This window comes from Flavobacterium algoriphilum, from assembly GCF_048158655.1.
GTDB lineage: Bacteria > Bacteroidota > Bacteroidia > Flavobacteriales > Flavobacteriaceae > Flavobacterium > Flavobacterium algoriphilum.
The window spans coordinates 725952-744566 of the sequence record NZ_JBLNKY010000001.1 but is presented as its reverse complement, the minus strand read 5'-3'; the positions used below and the strand labels follow the sequence as shown (position 1 = coordinate 744566).

12 protein-coding genes are annotated in these 18615 nt (G+C 35.6%); 11 read left to right on the top strand and 1 reads right to left on the bottom strand.

Going from position 1 to position 18615, the window contains the following annotated elements:
- Positions 1-8: 8 nt before the first annotated feature.
- Complete coding sequence (gene fsa, locus ACM55G_RS03175; protein ID WP_416842461.1) at positions 9-665, top strand: fructose-6-phosphate aldolase; 657 nt, start codon at positions 9-11, stop codon at positions 663-665.
- A 246-nt stretch (positions 666-911) separates the two neighbouring features.
- Here fsa and ACM55G_RS03170 read toward each other — a convergent pair whose 3' ends face one another.
- Complete coding sequence (locus ACM55G_RS03170; RefSeq protein ID WP_416842460.1) at positions 912-1601, bottom strand: NUDIX hydrolase; 690 nt, start codon at positions 1599-1601, stop codon at positions 912-914.
- 493 nt (positions 1602-2094) lie between these two features.
- Here ACM55G_RS03170 and ACM55G_RS03165 point away from each other — a divergent pair, with 493 nt between their 5' ends.
- The 10 genes from ACM55G_RS03165 to araA all read left to right on the top strand — a co-directional run bounded on the left by ACM55G_RS03165 (position 2095) and on the right by araA (position 18608).
- The gene (locus ACM55G_RS03165; RefSeq protein ID WP_416842459.1) at positions 2095-5139 is read left to right on the top strand and encodes a SusC/RagA family TonB-linked outer membrane protein; all 3045 of its coding nucleotides are present in this window, start codon (positions 2095-2097) and stop codon (positions 5137-5139) included.
- A gap of 30 nt (positions 5140-5169) precedes the next feature.
- The gene (locus tag ACM55G_RS03160; RefSeq protein ID WP_416842458.1) at positions 5170-6732 is read left to right on the top strand and encodes a RagB/SusD family nutrient uptake outer membrane protein; all 1563 of its coding nucleotides are present in this window, start codon (positions 5170-5172) and stop codon (positions 6730-6732) included.
- A 78-nt stretch (positions 6733-6810) separates the two neighbouring features.
- Positions 6811-8358 carry an alpha-N-arabinofuranosidase gene (locus ACM55G_RS03155; RefSeq protein ID WP_416842457.1) on the top strand — a complete coding sequence of 516 codons (1548 nt, stop codon included), beginning with the start codon at positions 6811-6813 and terminating at the stop codon, positions 8356-8358.
- A gap of 11 nt (positions 8359-8369) precedes the next feature.
- Positions 8370-9989, top strand: coding sequence for an arabinan endo-1,5-alpha-L-arabinosidase (locus ACM55G_RS03150; RefSeq protein WP_416842456.1), 1620 nt, complete (start codon positions 8370-8372; stop codon positions 9987-9989).
- A gap of 109 nt (positions 9990-10098) precedes the next feature.
- Positions 10099-11091, top strand: a complete 993-nt coding sequence (locus ACM55G_RS03145; RefSeq protein ID WP_416842455.1) for a glycoside hydrolase family 43 protein — start codon at positions 10099-10101, stop codon at positions 11089-11091.
- Positions 11092-11299: 208 nt separating this feature from the next.
- On the top strand, positions 11300-12292 hold the full coding sequence (locus ACM55G_RS03140; protein WP_416842454.1) for an arabinan endo-1,5-alpha-L-arabinosidase: 993 nt from the start codon (positions 11300-11302) through the stop codon (positions 12290-12292).
- An 88-nt stretch (positions 12293-12380) separates the two neighbouring features.
- Positions 12381-14366 (top strand): alpha-L-arabinofuranosidase C-terminal domain-containing protein, encoded by a 1986-nt coding sequence (locus tag ACM55G_RS03135; RefSeq protein ID WP_416842453.1) that lies wholly within the window; start codon positions 12381-12383, stop codon positions 14364-14366.
- A 167-nt stretch (positions 14367-14533) separates the two neighbouring features.
- Positions 14534-16225: a ribulokinase gene (locus tag ACM55G_RS03130; protein ID WP_416842452.1), complete on the top strand. Its 1692-nt coding sequence runs from the start codon at positions 14534-14536 to the stop codon at positions 16223-16225.
- On the top strand, positions 16218-16910 hold the full coding sequence (locus ACM55G_RS03125; RefSeq protein WP_416842451.1) for an L-ribulose-5-phosphate 4-epimerase: 693 nt from the start codon (positions 16218-16220) through the stop codon (positions 16908-16910). The genes ACM55G_RS03130 and ACM55G_RS03125 overlap by 8 nt, the downstream gene beginning before the upstream one ends.
- A gap of 189 nt (positions 16911-17099) precedes the next feature.
- The gene (gene araA, locus ACM55G_RS03120) at positions 17100-18608 is read left to right on the top strand and encodes an L-arabinose isomerase (protein WP_416842450.1); all 1509 of its coding nucleotides are present in this window, start codon (positions 17100-17102) and stop codon (positions 18606-18608) included.
- The last annotated feature ends 7 nt before the right edge of the window (positions 18609-18615 follow it).

The following is an 18615-nucleotide window of genomic DNA, read 5'->3' as shown; positions in this document are numbered from 1 at the left end:
AAAAAGACATGAAATTTTTTATCGATACCGCAAATTTAAAAGACATAAAAGAAGCCAATGATTTAGGAATTCTAGACGGCGTAACCACTAATCCATCGCTTATGGCGAAGGAAGGAATTACGGGACCTGATAATATTATTGCTCATTATATAAAAATATGTGAGTTGGTTGATGGTGATGTTAGTGCCGAAGTGATTTCAACTGATTTAGCAGGAATGATTGCCGAAGGAGAAAGATTAGCTGCTTTGCATCCTCAAATCGTGGTAAAAATTCCAATGATTAAAGAAGGTATAAAAGCGATAAAATACTTTTCGGATAAAGGAATTAAAACCAACTGTACTTTAGTATTTTCAGCAGGTCAAGCCTTGCTTGCTGCAAAAGCCGGAGCCACTTATGTATCGCCTTTCATTGGTAGATTAGATGACATTTCAACTGATGGAATGGCATTAATTGCTGAAATCAAATTGATTTATGACAATTACGGTTATGAAACACAAATTTTGGCTGCTTCAGTACGCCATGTCATGCATATTTTAAATTGCGCTAAAATTGGAGCTGATGTAATAACAGGTCCATTAAGCGCCATTGAAGGACTATTAAAACACCCGCTTACCGATAGTGGCTTAGCTACCTTTTTAGCAGATTATAATAGAGGAAATAGTTAATACAAACTTTTAATCATTAAGGACTGCCCTATTTTAAGCCATTTAAATAGTAAGGTAGTTTTAATGCTTAAGGAATTATCTGAAATCTTGAAATTGTAGTAAATCAAAGAAAATAAGATTATCCCATTTTTACTTAATTCCACAAAAAAAAGGAAGTCTCATAATGGAGGCTTCCTTTTTTATTTCCTGAAATTATTAAACTATCTTCTTATTCAAAAAGTTGATTCCAGATTATAATTTAACTATTTATAAATTCAAAACAAAATCATTTAATAATTTTGCATCATATTTTTCTTTGTCAAATGTATACAGATAAGACCCTTTTCTAGAAGACATCATATCCTTCTCCTCTAATTTCACAAGAATATCTAACGAGTTTATTTTACTGATAAAATTTCTTTTATCCAGTTCTTTACTTAAAATGGCTTCGTATAATTCCAGCAGTTGACGCATCGTGAATTTCTCCGGTAAAAGCTCAAATCCAACAGGTTTTATAGAAGTTCTATAACGCAATCTTCGAATAGCGTGTTCTACCATAGAATCATGGTCAAAAATTAATTTAGGAGCTTGTGCAATACTAAACCATTGTGCATGGTAATTTTGAGTCAGTTCAGCATTATGATTTTCAATATTAATCAAAGCATAATAAGCGACAGAAATGGTTCTTTCCACAGGATCCCTATTTATTTCACTATAGGTATACAATTGCTCCATGTATATATCTTGAAGTCCTGTATAGTTATCTAGTATTCTAATAGCTGCACTATCCAATACCTCCTCTTTTCTTAGAAATCCCCCCATTAAAGACCACTTCCCTTTTTCAGGTTCAAAATCTCTTTTAATTAAAAGTATTTTTAATCCTTCATGATCAAATCCGAAAATGATACAATCTACCGCTAGTAAAACCTTGTCAGCAGAACTATAACTATTTAACATACTACGCTTTTTAGGGTAAATATATAAACTTCCTTTTAGGATTCATAATTTTATTAATGTAGATTTTACACTTAGTGATTCCGAAAATCAAATCAGGAAATCCAGATTTGTAATCTGACTTTTTCAATTTCGATCGATTAAGATGGTTTTTAACGATTTATTGTTGTCGAATCTGACATTTTAAAAAAAAGACAATCCGCAAACAATCTAAAAGTTAACTATTTGTATTTTTTTTTTAAATAATTCAAGATGATGCTTTTTTATATAATTGTTTGTTTTTTGAAGCAAAGCTTGAATTTCACACAAAGTAATTGTGAAAATCTACTTTTTTTTAAAAAAAATGTAATATTTAAGTGTTGTTTTTACATTTAAATTATAAGATGTATTTTTTTCTACTTCTTTTTTTAGCAGATTAATTTGTTTTTGTAATTTTTTTTTAATTAAATTTACAAATGTAAAATACACACTTATAAATTAACCAAAACACAACAGAATGAAAACAAACCAACGATCTTTTTTTTATTGCAATTTTTTACTGCCAAGAAAAGAATGGCTGCTAGCAATAGTAGTTATGCTATTTTCTACTTATACCCTTTTTGCTCAGGAAGCTAAGGTTATTCAGGGAACCGTTACATCAACAAAAGACGCAATGTCTTTACCGGGTGTAAATGTTTCAATAAAAGGTACTAATACAGTAACAGTTACTGGCTTTAATGGAGAATATTCAATAAAAGCCACCCCAAAAGATGTTCTTATTTTTTCTTACATAGGATTTTCAAATCAAGAAATTACAGTTGGAAACAAATCTCCACTAAACATAGTATTAAATGATGATTTGAATAAACTCGACGAAGTAGTTGTTATTGGGTACGGAACACAAAGAAAATCAGACCTTTCTGGATCGGTTGGAATTGTAAATATGGAATCCGCAAAAAAAACAGTAACCTATGATGCCGCAAAAATGCTTCAGGGACAAGTAGCTGGTGTAACGGTACAATCTTCTGGTGAGCCAGGAGGATTTGTAAATATTAAAATTAGAGGGCTTAACTCGTTTAGTAACAACAACCCTCTTTTTGTAATTGATGGAATGATTGTAGATTCTCCGTTTGATTTCGCTCCAGGAGATATCGAATCGATGCAAGTACTTAAAGATGCTTCTTCGGCGGCTATTTACGGAGTTCGTGGTGCAAATGGTGTTGTAATTATTACAACCAAAAAAGGAAAAGCAGGGAAACTAAATATCAAATATAAATCGCTTATTGGTTTCCAAAATGTGGCTAAAAGATGGGATGTAACTGACAGAGTAGGTTATCAAACCATTACCAGTGCTGCAGAAAAAAATGGTGGATTAAGTGTAGCTCCAGGAAATGACCCAACAAATCCACTTTACATTAGTAATGTTGATACTAATTGGCAAAAAGAAGCTTATGAAACTGGAGTTATAGAAAACCACTCGTTAGCTTTTAATGGCGGTGCTGAAGAATTAGCCTATAATATGAATATGGATTATTTCAAAAACAGCAGTTATATCAAATCTCCGCAAGACTATGAAAGATTGTCTATGAATATGAATTTGAATGGAAAAAAGGGGAAATTCAAATACGGTACTAAAATAGGATATACACAATCTGACAAAGAAAATTTTAATAGTTATGTAGGAGAAAATGCAGTCGGGGCTTTAGTTGGAGCCATTCCTACAATGCCTGTTTATGATGCAAACCGATTGGGTGGTTACGGAGGTACAACCAACTTAACACAAAGAGCCATATCACTTAATGTTATCGGATTCAACAACTTAATCGAAAACAATGGAAAAAGAAACCGCTTTATTGGGGATGTCTGGGGAGAATATGAAATTGTAAAAGGATTAAAATATAAAATTGACGCCAGTTTTGACCGATTGGATTATGAAAACAGAAGGTACATTCCACAAAGTGATTTAGGATGGTATTATATTACTACCAAAGAAGAAGCTTCATTAGATATAGCAACAGGTAGCAATGACAAAACATTTTTTAACAACACATTAACCTACTCATTAGATATCGAAAAACATAAATTTGATATTTTGGCTGGTTGGGTACAAGAACGCAACGATTCTTACAATCACTGGTCAAGAGGCGTAGGCTATGATTCAGGTGAAATAAGTAAATTACAATATGCAGATGATACCAGTACGGGAGAAAGTAATGTAACTATAACTGGTAAATCATATATAAGTCGAATCAATTATTCTTATGCCGATCGTTATTTATTGCAAGCTAACTTTAGACAAGACAAAACATCTCTTTTTAGCGAAAAAAACAATACCGCTAATAACTACTCCTTCTCTGGAGCTTGGAAATTAAGTAACGAAAAATTTATTCACTTACCAGAATGGGTAAATACTATCAAATTAAGAGGTAGTTATGGTAAATTAGGAAACAATACTATTCCTCCGTATTTTTTCGCCACAACAATCAATAGTTTTGCTGGGTATGATTTTAATAATCAATTGGCTCCTGGTACAACAGTTGTAGCTTCTTTGGATCCAAATGTACGATGGGAGGATGTAAAAACAACCGATGTAGCCCTTGAACTTGGATTGTTCAACAATGACTTGCAATTTACTGCTGAGTATTTTGTAAAAAACTCTACAAATTTATTAGTTGATGTTCCATTACCCTTTTCTACAGGTGCTTTCCCTGCATCAATTAGAACAAATGCCGGTGCAATGAGAAATAAAGGCTTTGAATTTTCTACAACGTACAACAACAACGATAATGCTTTCAAATACAGCATATCTGCCAATATAGGAACGTTGAAAAATGAAGTATTACAAATTGGTCTCAATGGAAATCCAATCTATGGTGCTGCTTCTAAAACAGTAGTAGGTAGGTCTATAGGGGAAATTTTTGCTTATGAAACCGCTGGTATTTTTCAAAACGCGGCTGATCTTGCTGCATCACCAACACAAACCAATGCCGGAGTGGGTGACATTAAATTCAAAGATATCAACGGCGACGGTATGATTAGTGATCTAGACAGAACATTTCAAGGAATTACGATTCCTAAATATAGCTACGGTTTTAATTTTAGTGGTTCTTACAAAAACTGGGACGTAGCTATGTTTTGGCAAGGAAGTGGCGGAAACAAAGTTTTCAATAGCATATACCGCAATTTAATGGCTGGACAATATGGAAACCACAGTACAGATCTTCTTAATTATTGGACTCCTACAAATACCAATACAAACGTTCCTCGCCCAATTATTGGCGACCCTAATGCAAACGCTAGAGACTCTAATCGATTTATAGAAAATGGAGACTATATAAGACTTCAGACTATGGAAATTGGATATCAAATTCCGGTTCCTTCTAAAAGTTTTATTCAAAAAGCAAAAGTGTATGTAAATGGGCAAAACTTATTGACTATTAGTAAATATAAAGGAAGTGATCCTGATTTTAATAGCAACGACGGATCATTTTCTAGAGGATATGATGGTGGTTCATTCCCAAATCCTAGAACTGTTTCTTTAGGACTTGAAGTGAATTTTTAAAAATAACAAAACCAATTAAAACGAATCAAAATGAAATATAAAATATTTAATTATCTAGCTGGTTTCTTTTCACTGGCAGTTATAACAACAAGTTGTGTCAACAATGAAGATTTGATTCAGCTTGACCCTAATAATGATGCTGCAGATTCTTTCTGGAAAACGGATCAAGACGCTATAGATGGTATAAATGCCGCTTATGGTAGTTTATTAACGGATGGTACTTACATGCGAAGTACGCCATTATTATTAGACTTAAAAGGGGATGATACCAGAAGTAACAGTCCATGGGGAGCCATGCAAAACGTTGGCCGTTTTAATTCAAATGTATCGGACGCAGCAATTTACGGATGGGCTTATGAAACCTATTATCAAGGTATTTACCGTTCTAACCAAGTTTTGACCAATGTCTCCAGCATAAACATGGCCGATACTGCTCTTAAAAGCAGAATCTTGGGTCAAGCCTATTTCTTGAGAGGATTGTATTTATTTCATGCGGTAAATATGTTTAAAAACGTACCATTACCAACAGAAATTGCTGCTTTCTATCCTCAAAAAACAGAAGCAGAAGGTTGGAAACAAATTATTGCAGATTTTAAAGCCGCTGCTGATTTGCTTCCTGCTTCATACAGCAATGTTACTGGTTTAGATGCAGGTCAAAAAGGACGTGCCACAAAAGGAGCCGCTTTAGGATATTTAGGAAAAGCGTACTTGTTTACCAAAGATTTCACAAATGCGAAAGTTGCATTCAAACAAGTCATTGATTTAGGGGTTTACTCTTTAGTATCTAATTACCGTGATAACTTTACTGACACTATCGAAAATAATTCAGAATCACTATTCGAGGTACAATTTAGTAGAGCTGCAGGTGGAGTTGATTTAGGTTGGGGTGGTGCACCAGCCACTGGTTGGGGAAAAACATCCGCAAGAGCTATTACTTATGGACCTAGAGCTTTTGGATGGACAGACGTACAACCAACAAGAACATTATTTAATGAGTTCCAACAAGAAAAAACTATTGCGAATACAGTGGATCCACGTTTAGATGCCACTATGTTCTATAATAAACCTGGAGGAATGCAACTTTACGGACAAAATTTCGCTACTGTTTACGCAGGTAATGCAGGAGATTTAAATGATTTATTTTGTAGAAAATATCAAAATTCAGATGGAGTTTACGCGAATGAATTTGACTGGCGTTCGGGTATAAACGAGCGTTTATTACGTTATGCTGATGTCTTGTTGATGTACGCTGAATGCTTAAACGAAACTGGCGACACTCCAGGTGCATATACGTACATTCAAATGGTGAGAACTCGTGTAGGTTTGCCTAATTTAGTTACTGCAAAACCAGGGTTGACACAAGTAACCATGAGAGATCAAATTGGACACGAAAGATTCTTAGAATTTCCATTAGAAGGACACCGTTTTGATGATATTCGTCGTTGGGGTTGGTTGCAAGATCCAGTAAAATTAGCATGGTTAAAATCAAGAGACGTAGAATTTAATTCTTATGCAACAGGAAGAGAATACTTCCCTATACCACAATTAGAAATGGATAACAATCCAGGGACCATTCAAAATACCGGATATTAATATTATTTATTTGAATTAGTTAAAACTTTAATATCACATGGTAAATTTTACCATGTGATATTATAACTTAAAGACAACATGAAAAAAGCATCATTACTATTACTTGTTTTTACTTTTTGCACTCAAATTATGGTTGCACAAAAAAAAACCACAGTACTTTCTATAAAGAATACTGCAAATGCACCTACTATCAATAAAAATATCTACGGACATTTTGCAGAACATTTAGGAAGATCAATCTACGGAGGCTTCTTTGTTGGGGATACATCAAAAATACCCAATACAGCCGGCGTTCGAAATGATGTTGTAGCTGCTTTAAAAGACTTAAAAATACCTAATTTACGTTGGCCAGGCGGTTGTTTTGCCGATACCTACCACTGGAAAGATGGTATTGGACCAAAAGAAGAACGACCAACAATTGTAAACCAATGGTGGGGAGGCGTTACCGAAGACAATAGTTTTGGAACCCACGATTTCTTAAACCTATGCGAACTACTGGGTACCGAACCTTATTTGGCCGGAAACATGGGTAGTGGCACGGTTCAAGAATTGGCCGATTGGGTACAATACGTTAATTTTAGTGGCAAAAGCCCAATGAGTGATTTGCGTATTAAAAATGGCAGAACAGCACCTTGGAAAGTAAAAATATGGGGAGTTGGTAACGAAGCTTGGGGTTGTGGCGGCAACATGACAGCCGATTATTACGCAGGCGAATACCGCAAATACGCCACCTTTATGTCCGATTGGTCCAACACAGGAGGCTTGATGCGCGTAGCTTCTGGGGCGAATAGTGCCGATTATAACTGGACTGAAACCTTAATGAAAAACATTCCAGGTAATATGCTAGGCGGAGTAGCTTTACATCATTATTCCGTAATTGATTGGAGCAAAAAAGGAGATGGTGTCGACTTTACCGAAGACATTTATTTCAGAACCATGACAGAAGCATTAAAAATGGAGGAACTCGTTACTAAACACTCCGCCATTATGGACAAATACGATCCCACGAAAAAAATAGCTTTGGTAGTTGATGAATGGGGCGGTTGGTACGAAGTTGAAAAAGGAAGCAATCCTGGCTTTTTATACCAACAAAACACCATGAGAGACGCTGTTTTGGCGGGGACTACCCTGAACGTTTTTAACAATCATGCCGACAGAGTTCGTATGGCCAATTTAGCTCAATGCGTGAATGTATTACAAGCGGTTATTCTTACCGATAAAACAAAAATGTTATTAACACCAACCTATCATGTAATGAAAATGTATAGCGTACACCAAGACGCTACTTTAATACCCTTAACATTTGAGTCACCTCTGTACACACTCAATAACAAAAATTTACCAGCCATAAATATTTCCGCTTCAAAGGACGCTAAAGGCTTAACTCATGTTTCATTTGTAAATATTGACTCCAAAAAAGAAAATAAAATAGAGATTGACGTAAAGGAACTTGGAATTAAAAATGTTACAGGAACCATAATCACTTCAACAAAATTACAAGACCACAATACATTTGACAATCCAACAAAAATTCAACCCGCAATTTTTAAAGGATTTGAAATAAAAAAAGGCAAACTTGAAATAGTAATTCCTCCTTTTTCTGTTGTAACTCTAGAAGGGAAATAATAAACACGAAAATGAAAAAATCAAATTCCATTAAAAAGTTAGTACCCTATTTAGTACTTTTTTTATTGATACTATCCGTGAGTAGTTGTTCCAGTAGCGATGACAGTCCGAGCCCTGCTCCAACTACGACACCAACGCCTACACCGACTCCTACACCAACATTTGCAGGACCTACTTATCTTGATGATTATTCCTCCATTGCTGCATGGGGTACTAATTCGCAATGGAATTTAGCCAACGTACACGACCCTTCTGTCGAAAAATGTGGCGATTATTATTATATGTACCAAACAGATGCTTCTTATGGAAACGCACATGATGGACACGGACATTTTCATTACAGACGTTCTAAAGATCTTGTAAATTGGGACTATATGGGGCCTTCAATGACAACAGCACCAGCTTGGATAAAAGATTCTTTGAATAATAAAAGGGCTCGTATGGTTCCGGCTTTACCAGCAATTGCAAATCCTAGATATGGGTATTGGGCGCCTTACATCAAAAAAGTAGGCAGCAAATACCGAATGTATTACAGCATTGTGGTAGATGAACCGATTACAGGTGCCGATTTTACTTATTCATGGTCAGAGAGAGCATTTATTGGACTAGCAGAATCGGACGATTTAGCCACTAATGTTTGGGTTGATAAAGGAATGGTAGTATGCTCTGAACCAGATGGATTAAAACCGTATTCTTTTACAGGTAACAGAAATTGGGAAAATGCTTATTTCAAATTTAATGCCATCGATCCGACTTTTACTATTACTCCAGAGGGCGACCATTATTTAATTTACGGCTCTTGGCATTCCGGTATTGCAGCACTAAAACTGAATCCAACTACAGGAAAACCAGATCAATTAAAAACGTTGAGTGATTATGGAACCCACATCGCTTCTCGAAGTGCCACAAGTCGCTGGCAAGGCTCCGAAGGTCCAGAGATTATTTATAATCCGGACACTCAATATTATTATCTTTTCTTAGCTTATGATGGTTTAGATGTTCCTTACAATACCAGAGTTTGCCGTTCCAAAACTATTACAGGTCCTTATCTGGGAATCAATGGTGCCAATGTAACCAATGGAGCCGATGCCTGGCCAATGCTTACGCATCCTTATGGATTTAACAACCATACCGGATGGGTTGGATTTGCACATTGTTCCGTTTTTCAAAATCCAGATACCAAACAATGGTACTATGCCTCACAGGCTCGCTTGCCAAAAGATGTACCAAGTATCAATGCATCAAATGCCCTCATGATGGGACACGTTCGCGCTATGAAATGGACAGAAGACGGCTGGCCTGTAGTTGATCCCGAAAGATATGCTGCTGTACCAGAAACTACCATTAGCGATGCGTCATTCACTGGAACATGGGAACAAATTACGATGAATTATCAATATGCAGTTATTCAAAAATCAACTACAGTATATTTAACCGCCGACAAGAAAGTAAGCGGTGGAGTTACTGGAACTTGGTCGTATGACAGCACTAACAAAACACTAACCGTCAATGGCATAAAATGTAAAGTTAGTGATGCTTGGGACTGGGAAAAAAGCACTCGTAAAGTAACCATTTCTTATTCTGGACTTACCACTGCGGGAGTTCCGGTTTGGGGTAAAAAAATAGATTGATAGATTCTTTTAATATTCAGATTAGTTAGTGAAAAATGCTTCTCTTTCTTTAAAGTGGGCGCATTTGGATAAAACAAACACAGTAAAGAGCTGTAACGTCTTTAAAGAAATGAAAAAAACATTCTCCACCCTATCGCTTTTGATACTTATTGCGTCTTGCAATACCATAAAGCCAGATGAGTTTACGGCTCCCGCCAACGTAAATGCAAATCAAACTTTGACAATGAATAATCCCATTATCAAAGACAAATACACGGGAGATCCTGCAGCTTTAGTATACAAAGACAAAGTATACCTCTATGCCGGTCATGATGAAGCACCAAATGATTTCAATTTTTATAAAATGAATGAATGGTTGGTATATTCCTCATCCGATATGGTGCATTGGCAAGAACATCCTGTACCGCTAAAAGTTACCGATTTTACGTGGACAAAATCCGATGCCTGGGCAGCTCAAGTCATTGAACGCAACGGAAAATTTTATTGGTATGTGACTGTTTCACACGGAACTATCAATGGAAAAGCTATCGGTGTTGGAGTTTCCGACAGTCCAACGGGTCCTTTCAAAGATGCTTTAGGAAAAGCGCTTATTACCAATGATATGACCACACAAACCAAAATCGATTGGGATGATATTGACCCAACTGTTCTAATTGATGATGATGGTCAAGCGTATCTTTTTTGGGGAAATACGGTATGCCATTATGCAAAATTGAAAGCTAACATGATTGAACTTGATGGCCCAATTCAAACCATCAGTTTGCCAAATTATACAGAGGCACCTTGGATTCACAAACATAACAATTGGTATTATTTGTCCTATGCCTATCAATTTCCTGAAAAAATTGCCTATGCCATGAGCAAGTCTATCAATGAACCATGGGAATACAAAGGAATTTTAAATGAAATTGCCGGAAATTCTAATACAAATCATCAAGCTATAATTGATTTCAAAGGAGGTTCTTATTTTATTTATCACAACGGTGGTATTCAACCTAACGGTAGCAGTTTTAGAAGATCCGTTTGTGTAGACCGTTTGTATTACAATGAAGATGGAACTATGAAACGAGTAATTATGACTTCGGAAGGGATAACGCAATGAGCAGTTTTCAGGAATTGCTTTAAACATAAAACAATTAATAAAACCATTTAAACTTACCTTTTCTTAAATGACTTACATGGTTTAAAAAAAGTGAAACATATAAGAAATATAAGTCCATTTAAGTTGAAATCAAAAATAGCTGTAAAAGCATTAAATAGAAGAAACTTCTATTTTTTAAATGACTTATATGGTTTAAAAAAAGTAAAATATGAAATTATATAAAAACACACAAACTCTATTGATCCTGCTTGTGCTGACAATGACAATTCCTTCATGGTCACAAAACATTACCGTTCATGACCCCGTGATGATTAAACAAAAAGACACGTATTATTTGTACTGTACGGGACAAGGAATTAGTGTTTTTAGTTCTAAAGATATGAAAAACTGGAATCCGGAACCTGCTATATTTAAAGAAAAACCGGTTTGGGTAGATTCAGTCGTACCTGATTTCAAAAATCATATTTGGGCACCCGATATTTCATTTCACAACAACACCTATTATTTGTATTATTCGGTTTCTGCTTTCGCAAAAAACACTTCGGCAATTGCAGTTGCAACCAATATTACTTTAGACCCAAAAGATCCTGCTTACAAATGGGTCGATCACGGAATTGTAATCCAATCAGTTCCTAACCGTGATATGTGGAACGCGATAGATCCGAATTTAACATTCGATGAAAATAAAATTCCTTGGTTGGCTTTTGGCTCTTTTTGGGATGGTTTGAAAATGGTGAAATTAAAATCTGATTTAAAATCAATGGCTCAACCAGAAGAATGGTTTACGATATCGAAACGCAAAAGAACTTTTGAATTAGCCGACACCAATCCCGGAGATGGTGCTTTGGAAGCTCCTTTTATATTCAAAAAGAACGGGTACTATTATCAATTCCTTTCTTGGGATTTGTGTTGCCGCGGTGAAAAAAGTACCTATAAAGTAGTCGTGGGAAGATCAAAAAACATCACGGGTCCTTATACAGATAAAGACGGAAAATTATTAACAGAAGGAGGCGGAACGTTACTTATCCAAGGAAATGAAAACTGGTACGGAGCCGGTCACAACAGTGCTTATACTTTTGACGGGAAAGATTATATTGTTTTTCATGCCTATGATGCCAAACAAAAAGGAAGACCTATTCTAAAAATAAACCAATTGAAATGGGACGATGCACTTTGGCCCATTGTTGAACCATTGAAATAAAACAAATTAATAAACACAATAAAGTTCAAAATTAAATCCCATAAAAAAAATTTTAATTTTAGAATTTAGAATTTAAACTAAATAAAAAATGAAACCGAATTTAATCACTAAAATTACTCTTTGCGGGCTTTTACTAAATGGCTTTTATTCTAGTGCCCAGCAAACAAATCTCGAAGTTAATATTGCCAATACAATTACTAAAATTCAACCTACGATGTATGGTGCCTTTTTTGAAGACATCAATTTTGCCGCGGATGGTGGATTATACGCTGAGATGATTAAAAATCGTTCTTTCGAATTTGAAACCCCACTAATGGGCTGGAAACAAACGAATAGCGACAAACATTCTTTCAACAATCAATCCGGGATTGCAACAACCATCAAAGTATTGGAAAATAAAACCAATCCAAATTTTTGCAGGGTTCTTGTAAATAATGATAAAGGATTTGAAATGATTAATGAAGGATTTAGAGGAATGGGAATAAAAAAAGATGCTCGTTATAATCTTTCTCTAAAAGCAGCTAATCACAACGGAGCCATCAAAAAAATCATCATCCAATTTATTGATAGAAATAAAAAGGTTTTAGGCGAAACCATCATTGTCCCAACAGCTACTGATTGGCAATCCTATTCTACACAATTTACGGCTAATCAAACTGAAGCAAAAGCACAGTTAAAAATCACTTTCGAAGGAACAGGAACGATCGATCTAGATATGATTTCCCTATTCCCGGAAGACACTTGGAAAAATAGAAAAAATGGTTTGCGTAAAGACATCGTGCAACTTTTGTATGATATGAAACCTGGATTTTTGAGATTCCCCGGAGGTTGTATTGTAGAAGGAAGAACTTTGGCACAACGGTACCAATGGAAAAAAACCGTAGGTGATGTGGAGAAAAGAGAGACATTAATAAACCGTTGGAACACCGAGTTTGACCATAAACCAGCTCCTGATTATTTTCAAACTTTTGGATTGGGATTTTTTGAATATTTCCAACTTTCCGAAGATCTTGGTGCCCAGCCCTTACCTATTTTAAGTTGCGGAATGGCATGTCAGTTCAATACTGGAGAATTAGTTCCAATGGATGAGTTAGATCCTTACGTGCAAGATGCTCTGGATTTAATTGAATTTGCAAATGGTGGCATTGAAACTCCTTGGGGAAGAATCCGTTCTGAAATGGGGCATCCAAAACCTTTTAATTTAAAACTTATAGGTGTTGGAAATGAACAATGGGGACCTCAATACATCGAAAGATTCAAAGTATTTGAAAAAGCTATAAAATCAAAATATCCAAAAATGACAATCGTGTCAGGAGCCGGTCCATTTCCTGAAGGAGATTATTTTGAATATGGCATGCAGGAACTTAAAAAGCTAAATGCCGAAATCGTAGATGAACACTATTATAAAAACCCACAATGGTTCAGAGAAAACGCTACTCGTTATGACAAATACGACCGAAAAGGGCCTAAAGTTTTTGCAGGAGAATATGCCGCCCAAAGTGTCGCTATTGCAAGCCCTGATAATAAAAACAATTGGGAATGTGCATTCTCTGAAGCTGCTTTCATGACTGGCTTAGAAAGAAACGCCGAGGTAGTGAACCTAACTTCCTATGCTCCATTGATGGCACATGAGGAAGCTTGGCAATGGACGCCGGATTTACTTTGGTTCAACAATTTAGAAGCCTATGGTTCTGCAAATTATTACGTGCAAAAATTATTTTCAACTAATAAAGGAACCGATTTAATAGCCATCACAAAAGACGGAAAACCAGTAACTGGACAAAATAACCTTTTTGCTTCAGCAGTTAAAGATTTAAATACCAAAGAAGTAATCGTGAAATTAGTAAACACGGCTGCAACGGTACAAGAAGTAAATGTAGACTTAAAAGGAAGTAAATTAGCATCAAAAGGAACTGTAATAACACTTACAAGTCCAAATTTACAAGATGAAAACTCTTTTGCTAATCCCAAAAAAATAAGTCCTACAGAAAGGGAATTTAAGTTAAAAGGTGACAAAGCCCAAACAAGCCTTCCAGCCTATTCAGTAACAGTTTTGAAGTTAAAGATGAAATAATCGCAATATAATAAATGTATCGCAAATATTTATTATTTATTCTATTCGTAAACAGCTGCTTTACTGCTGTTTTAATAAAAATTACACTGTTAAATTAAATTAAGTGTTTTTTAAACACTTATAAATTATTTATATTATATTTGTCATTACAATTAAAAGAATCGAGAATGAAAAATTATGTTATAGGATTAGACTATGGAACAGATTCTGTTCGAGCGATGTTAATAGACACTGAAAATGGACAAGAAATTGCATCAAATGTATGTCAATACAAGCGCTGGAAAAACAAGGAATATTGTAACGCATCCATAAATCAGTTTCGTCAACACCCTTTAGATCATATTGAAGGATTAGAAACTACTATAAAATATGTTGTTGAAAATAGCAATGTGGATCCTTCCTTAATACGAAGTATTTGTATTGACACAACCGGTTCTTCTCCTGTACCCGTTACTGAAGACGGAAGACCTTTAGCTTTGACCAAAGGTTTTGAGAATAATCCTAATGCTATGATGGTGTTATGGAAAGACCATACTGCTATACATGAAGCAAATGAAATCAATGAACTTGCCGCAAATTGGGGTGGAGAAAATTTCACAAAATATGTTGGTGGAATTTATTCTTCAGAATGGTTTTGGGCAAAAATTTTGCACATAACCAAACAAGATGATGCAGTTAAAAATGCAGCTTACACTTGGATGGAACATTGTGATTTAATGACGTATTTATTGATTGACAATAAAGATTTAAAATCGTTTAAAAGAAGCCGTTGCGCGGCTGGTCATAAAGCGATGTGGCATGAAGACTGGAACGGTTTACCTTCAGAAGAATTCCTAGGAAAACTACACCCTTATCTTGCGGCACTTCGCGGAAGATTGTACGATGAAACCTATACATCAGATCTTGTAGCAGGAAATTTAAGCCAAGAATGGGCTACCCGATTGGGACTTACCACAAATACTGTTATAGCTGTTGGAACATTTGATGCGCACTCTGGTGCTGTTGGAGCAAAAATAGAAGAACATACCTTGGTTCGTGTTATGGGAACCTCAACTTGTGATATTATTATTGCTTCGGAAGAGGCCATAGGAACTAAATCAGTTCGCGGAATCTGCGGACAAGTTGATGGATCAGTAATTCCCGGTTTCATTGGTTTAGAAGCTGGTCAATCTGCTTTTGGAGATTTATTGGCTTGGTATAAAGAATTACTACTGTGGCCAACAGATCATTTATTAGCTACTTCTACTCTTTTGACAGACGCTCAAAAAGAGCAACTAAAAGAGGAAATGAGCGATACTTTAATTATAAAATTAACGGAAGAAGCAGAGAAAATCCCATTATCAGAAAGCGTTCCAATTGCCTTAGATTGGATTAACGGAAGAAGAACACCTGATGCCAATCAGGAAATAAAAAGTGTCATTTCTAATTTGTCTTTAGGAACCAAAGCACCTCATTTATTCAAATCACTAGTTAACGCAATCTGTTTTGGTTCTAAGAAAATCGTAGACCGTTTTGAAGAAGAAGGGGTAAAAATAAACAGTGTCATCGGAATCGGTGGTGTAGCGAGAAAATCTCCTTATATCATGCAGACTTTGGCTAATGTTTTGAATAAGCCAATCAAAATTGCAGCTTCGGATCAAACACCTGCATTAGGTGCCGCTATCTATGCCGCAGTTGCCGCAGGAATTTATCCAAATGTAATTGAAGCAAGTCAAAAAATGGGAAGTGATTTTGATGGGGAATATTTCCCTCAATTAGACAAAGTTGCAGCCTATAACAAGTTGTTGTTAGCGTATGACCAATTAAGCTCTTTTGCAGATCCGTCTCTTAAAAAACTACAACCAGAACACTATGTATAAAGATTTAAAACAAGAATGCTACGAAGCAAATATGCAATTGAACGCATTGAATTTAGTAGTATATACTTTTGGAAATGTAAGTGCCGTAGATAGAAAAAATGGCGTTTTTGCCATAAAACCGAGTGGCGTTCCTTACGAAGATTTAAAACCGGAAGACATTGTTATTGTGGATTTTGACAACAACATTATCGAAGGCAACATGCGTCCTTCATCGGATACAAAAACGCATGCCTATTTATATAAAAATTGGCCAAACATTGGTGGTGTGGCGCACACTCATGCAACTTATTCTGTGGCTTGGGCGCAATCACTAAGAGACATTCCAATCTTTGGAACAACACATGCCGATCACTTAACATCCGATATTCCTTGTGCAGCTCCAATGAGTGATGCGCTTATCGAAGGAAATTACGAACACAATACCGGAATCCAAATTTTAAATTGTTTCAAAGAAAAAAACCTTTCGTACGAAGAAGTCGAAATGATTCTAATCGGAAATCACGGGCCTTTTGCTTGGGGAAAAAACGCTGCAAAAGCGGTTTATAACAGTAAAGTTTTAGAAGTAGTCGCTGAAATGGCTCACTTGACATTACTAATTAATCCAAATGCGCCAAGACTAAAAGATTCCTTAATAAAAAAACATTACGAACGTAAACACGGAAAAGATTCCTATTACGGACAATAATAGATTTTTAAATAATGATTAACAATTTTTGATTTCAGATTTCACAGCACTAGATTTCTCATTTTATACGAGTCCAAACTTCTGAAATCAAAAATCGTTAATCAAAAATATTAAATCATTTTATAACACAATGTTATTCCAAGAATAGGTGAAATAATGTTATTCAATAATATATAAAATAATAAAATAATGATCGATATATCTCAAAAAGAAATTTGGTTTGTAGTAGGAAGCCAAGAATTATACGGTGAAGAGACACTTAGAAAAGTAGCGGAACATTCACAACACATTGCAAAAGGATTAGATGCTTCATCACACATACCTGTAAAAATCGTGTATAAAGATGTGGTAAAATCTCCATCTCAAATTACTAATGTATGTTTAGAAGCTAATTCAAACAAAAACTGTATTGGTATTGTGGCTTGGATGCATACTTTTTCGCCTGCTAAAATGTGGATCGGTGGTTTAAGTATTCTTAAAAAACCATTATGTCACTTACATACACAATTCAACGCTGAAATTCCATGGGCTTCAATGGATATGGACTTTATGAACTTAAATCAATCGGCTCATGGAGATAGAGAATTTGGTTTCATCATGTCCAGAATGCGTAAAAAACGCAAAGTGGTTGTAGGACACTGGGAAGACGAACGTGTTCAAAAAAAATTAGCTATTTGGTCCAGAGTGGTTTTAGGTTGGGATGAATTCCAAAACTTAAAAGTTGCCAGAATTGGGGACAATATGCGTGAAGTTGCAGTAACCGAAGGAGATAAAGTCGAAGCCCAAATCCGTTTTGGTTTTTCGGTAAATGGTTTCGACTCTTCGGACGTTACAAAACATATTGAGAAAGTTACGGATCAACAATTAAATGATTTATTAGCAGTTTATGAATCTTCTTATACTTTAACTGATTCTTTAAAAGAAGGCGGAGCACAAAGAAGTTCATTAGTTGAAGCAGCAAAAATAGAATTAGGTTTAAGAGCTTTCCTTGAAGAAGGAGGTTTTGGAGCTTTTACAGATACATTTGAAAACCTTGGAGTTTGGAAACAATTACCAGGAATTGCAACACAAAGATTAATGGCCGATGGTTATGGTTTTGGTGGAGAAGGAGATTGGAAAACCGCAGCAATGGTTCGTGCATTAAAAGTGATGAATGTTGGTCTTGATGGAGGAACTTCTTTCATGGAAGATTATACGTATCATTTTACTCCTGAAAAATCGTATGTTTTAGGATCGCACATGTTAGAAATTTGTCCATCAATTGCAGATGCAAAACCTTCATGTGAAGTACATCCGTTAGGAATTGGAGGCAAAGAAGATCCTGCACGTTTGGTGTTTAATTCACCTGCCGGAGATGCAATCAATGTGTCGTTAATTGACATGGGGAATCGTTTCCGTATGATCGTGAATGAAGTTGAAGCCATTAAACCATTAGCAGATTTACCAAAATTACCAGTTGCGAGAGTTTTATGGGATTGTAAACCAAATCTTGACATCGCAGCAACAGCTTGGATTCTTGCCGGTGGAGCACATCATACCGTTTACAGCCAAGCAATTACAACGGAATATATGGAAGATTTTGCCGATATTGCAGGAATAGAATTGCTTGTTATCGATGAGAAAACTACTATTAGAGACTTCAAGGATCAAATCAATGCTAACGAAGCCTATTACCATCTTTTTCAACATGGGATGTAACACCAAA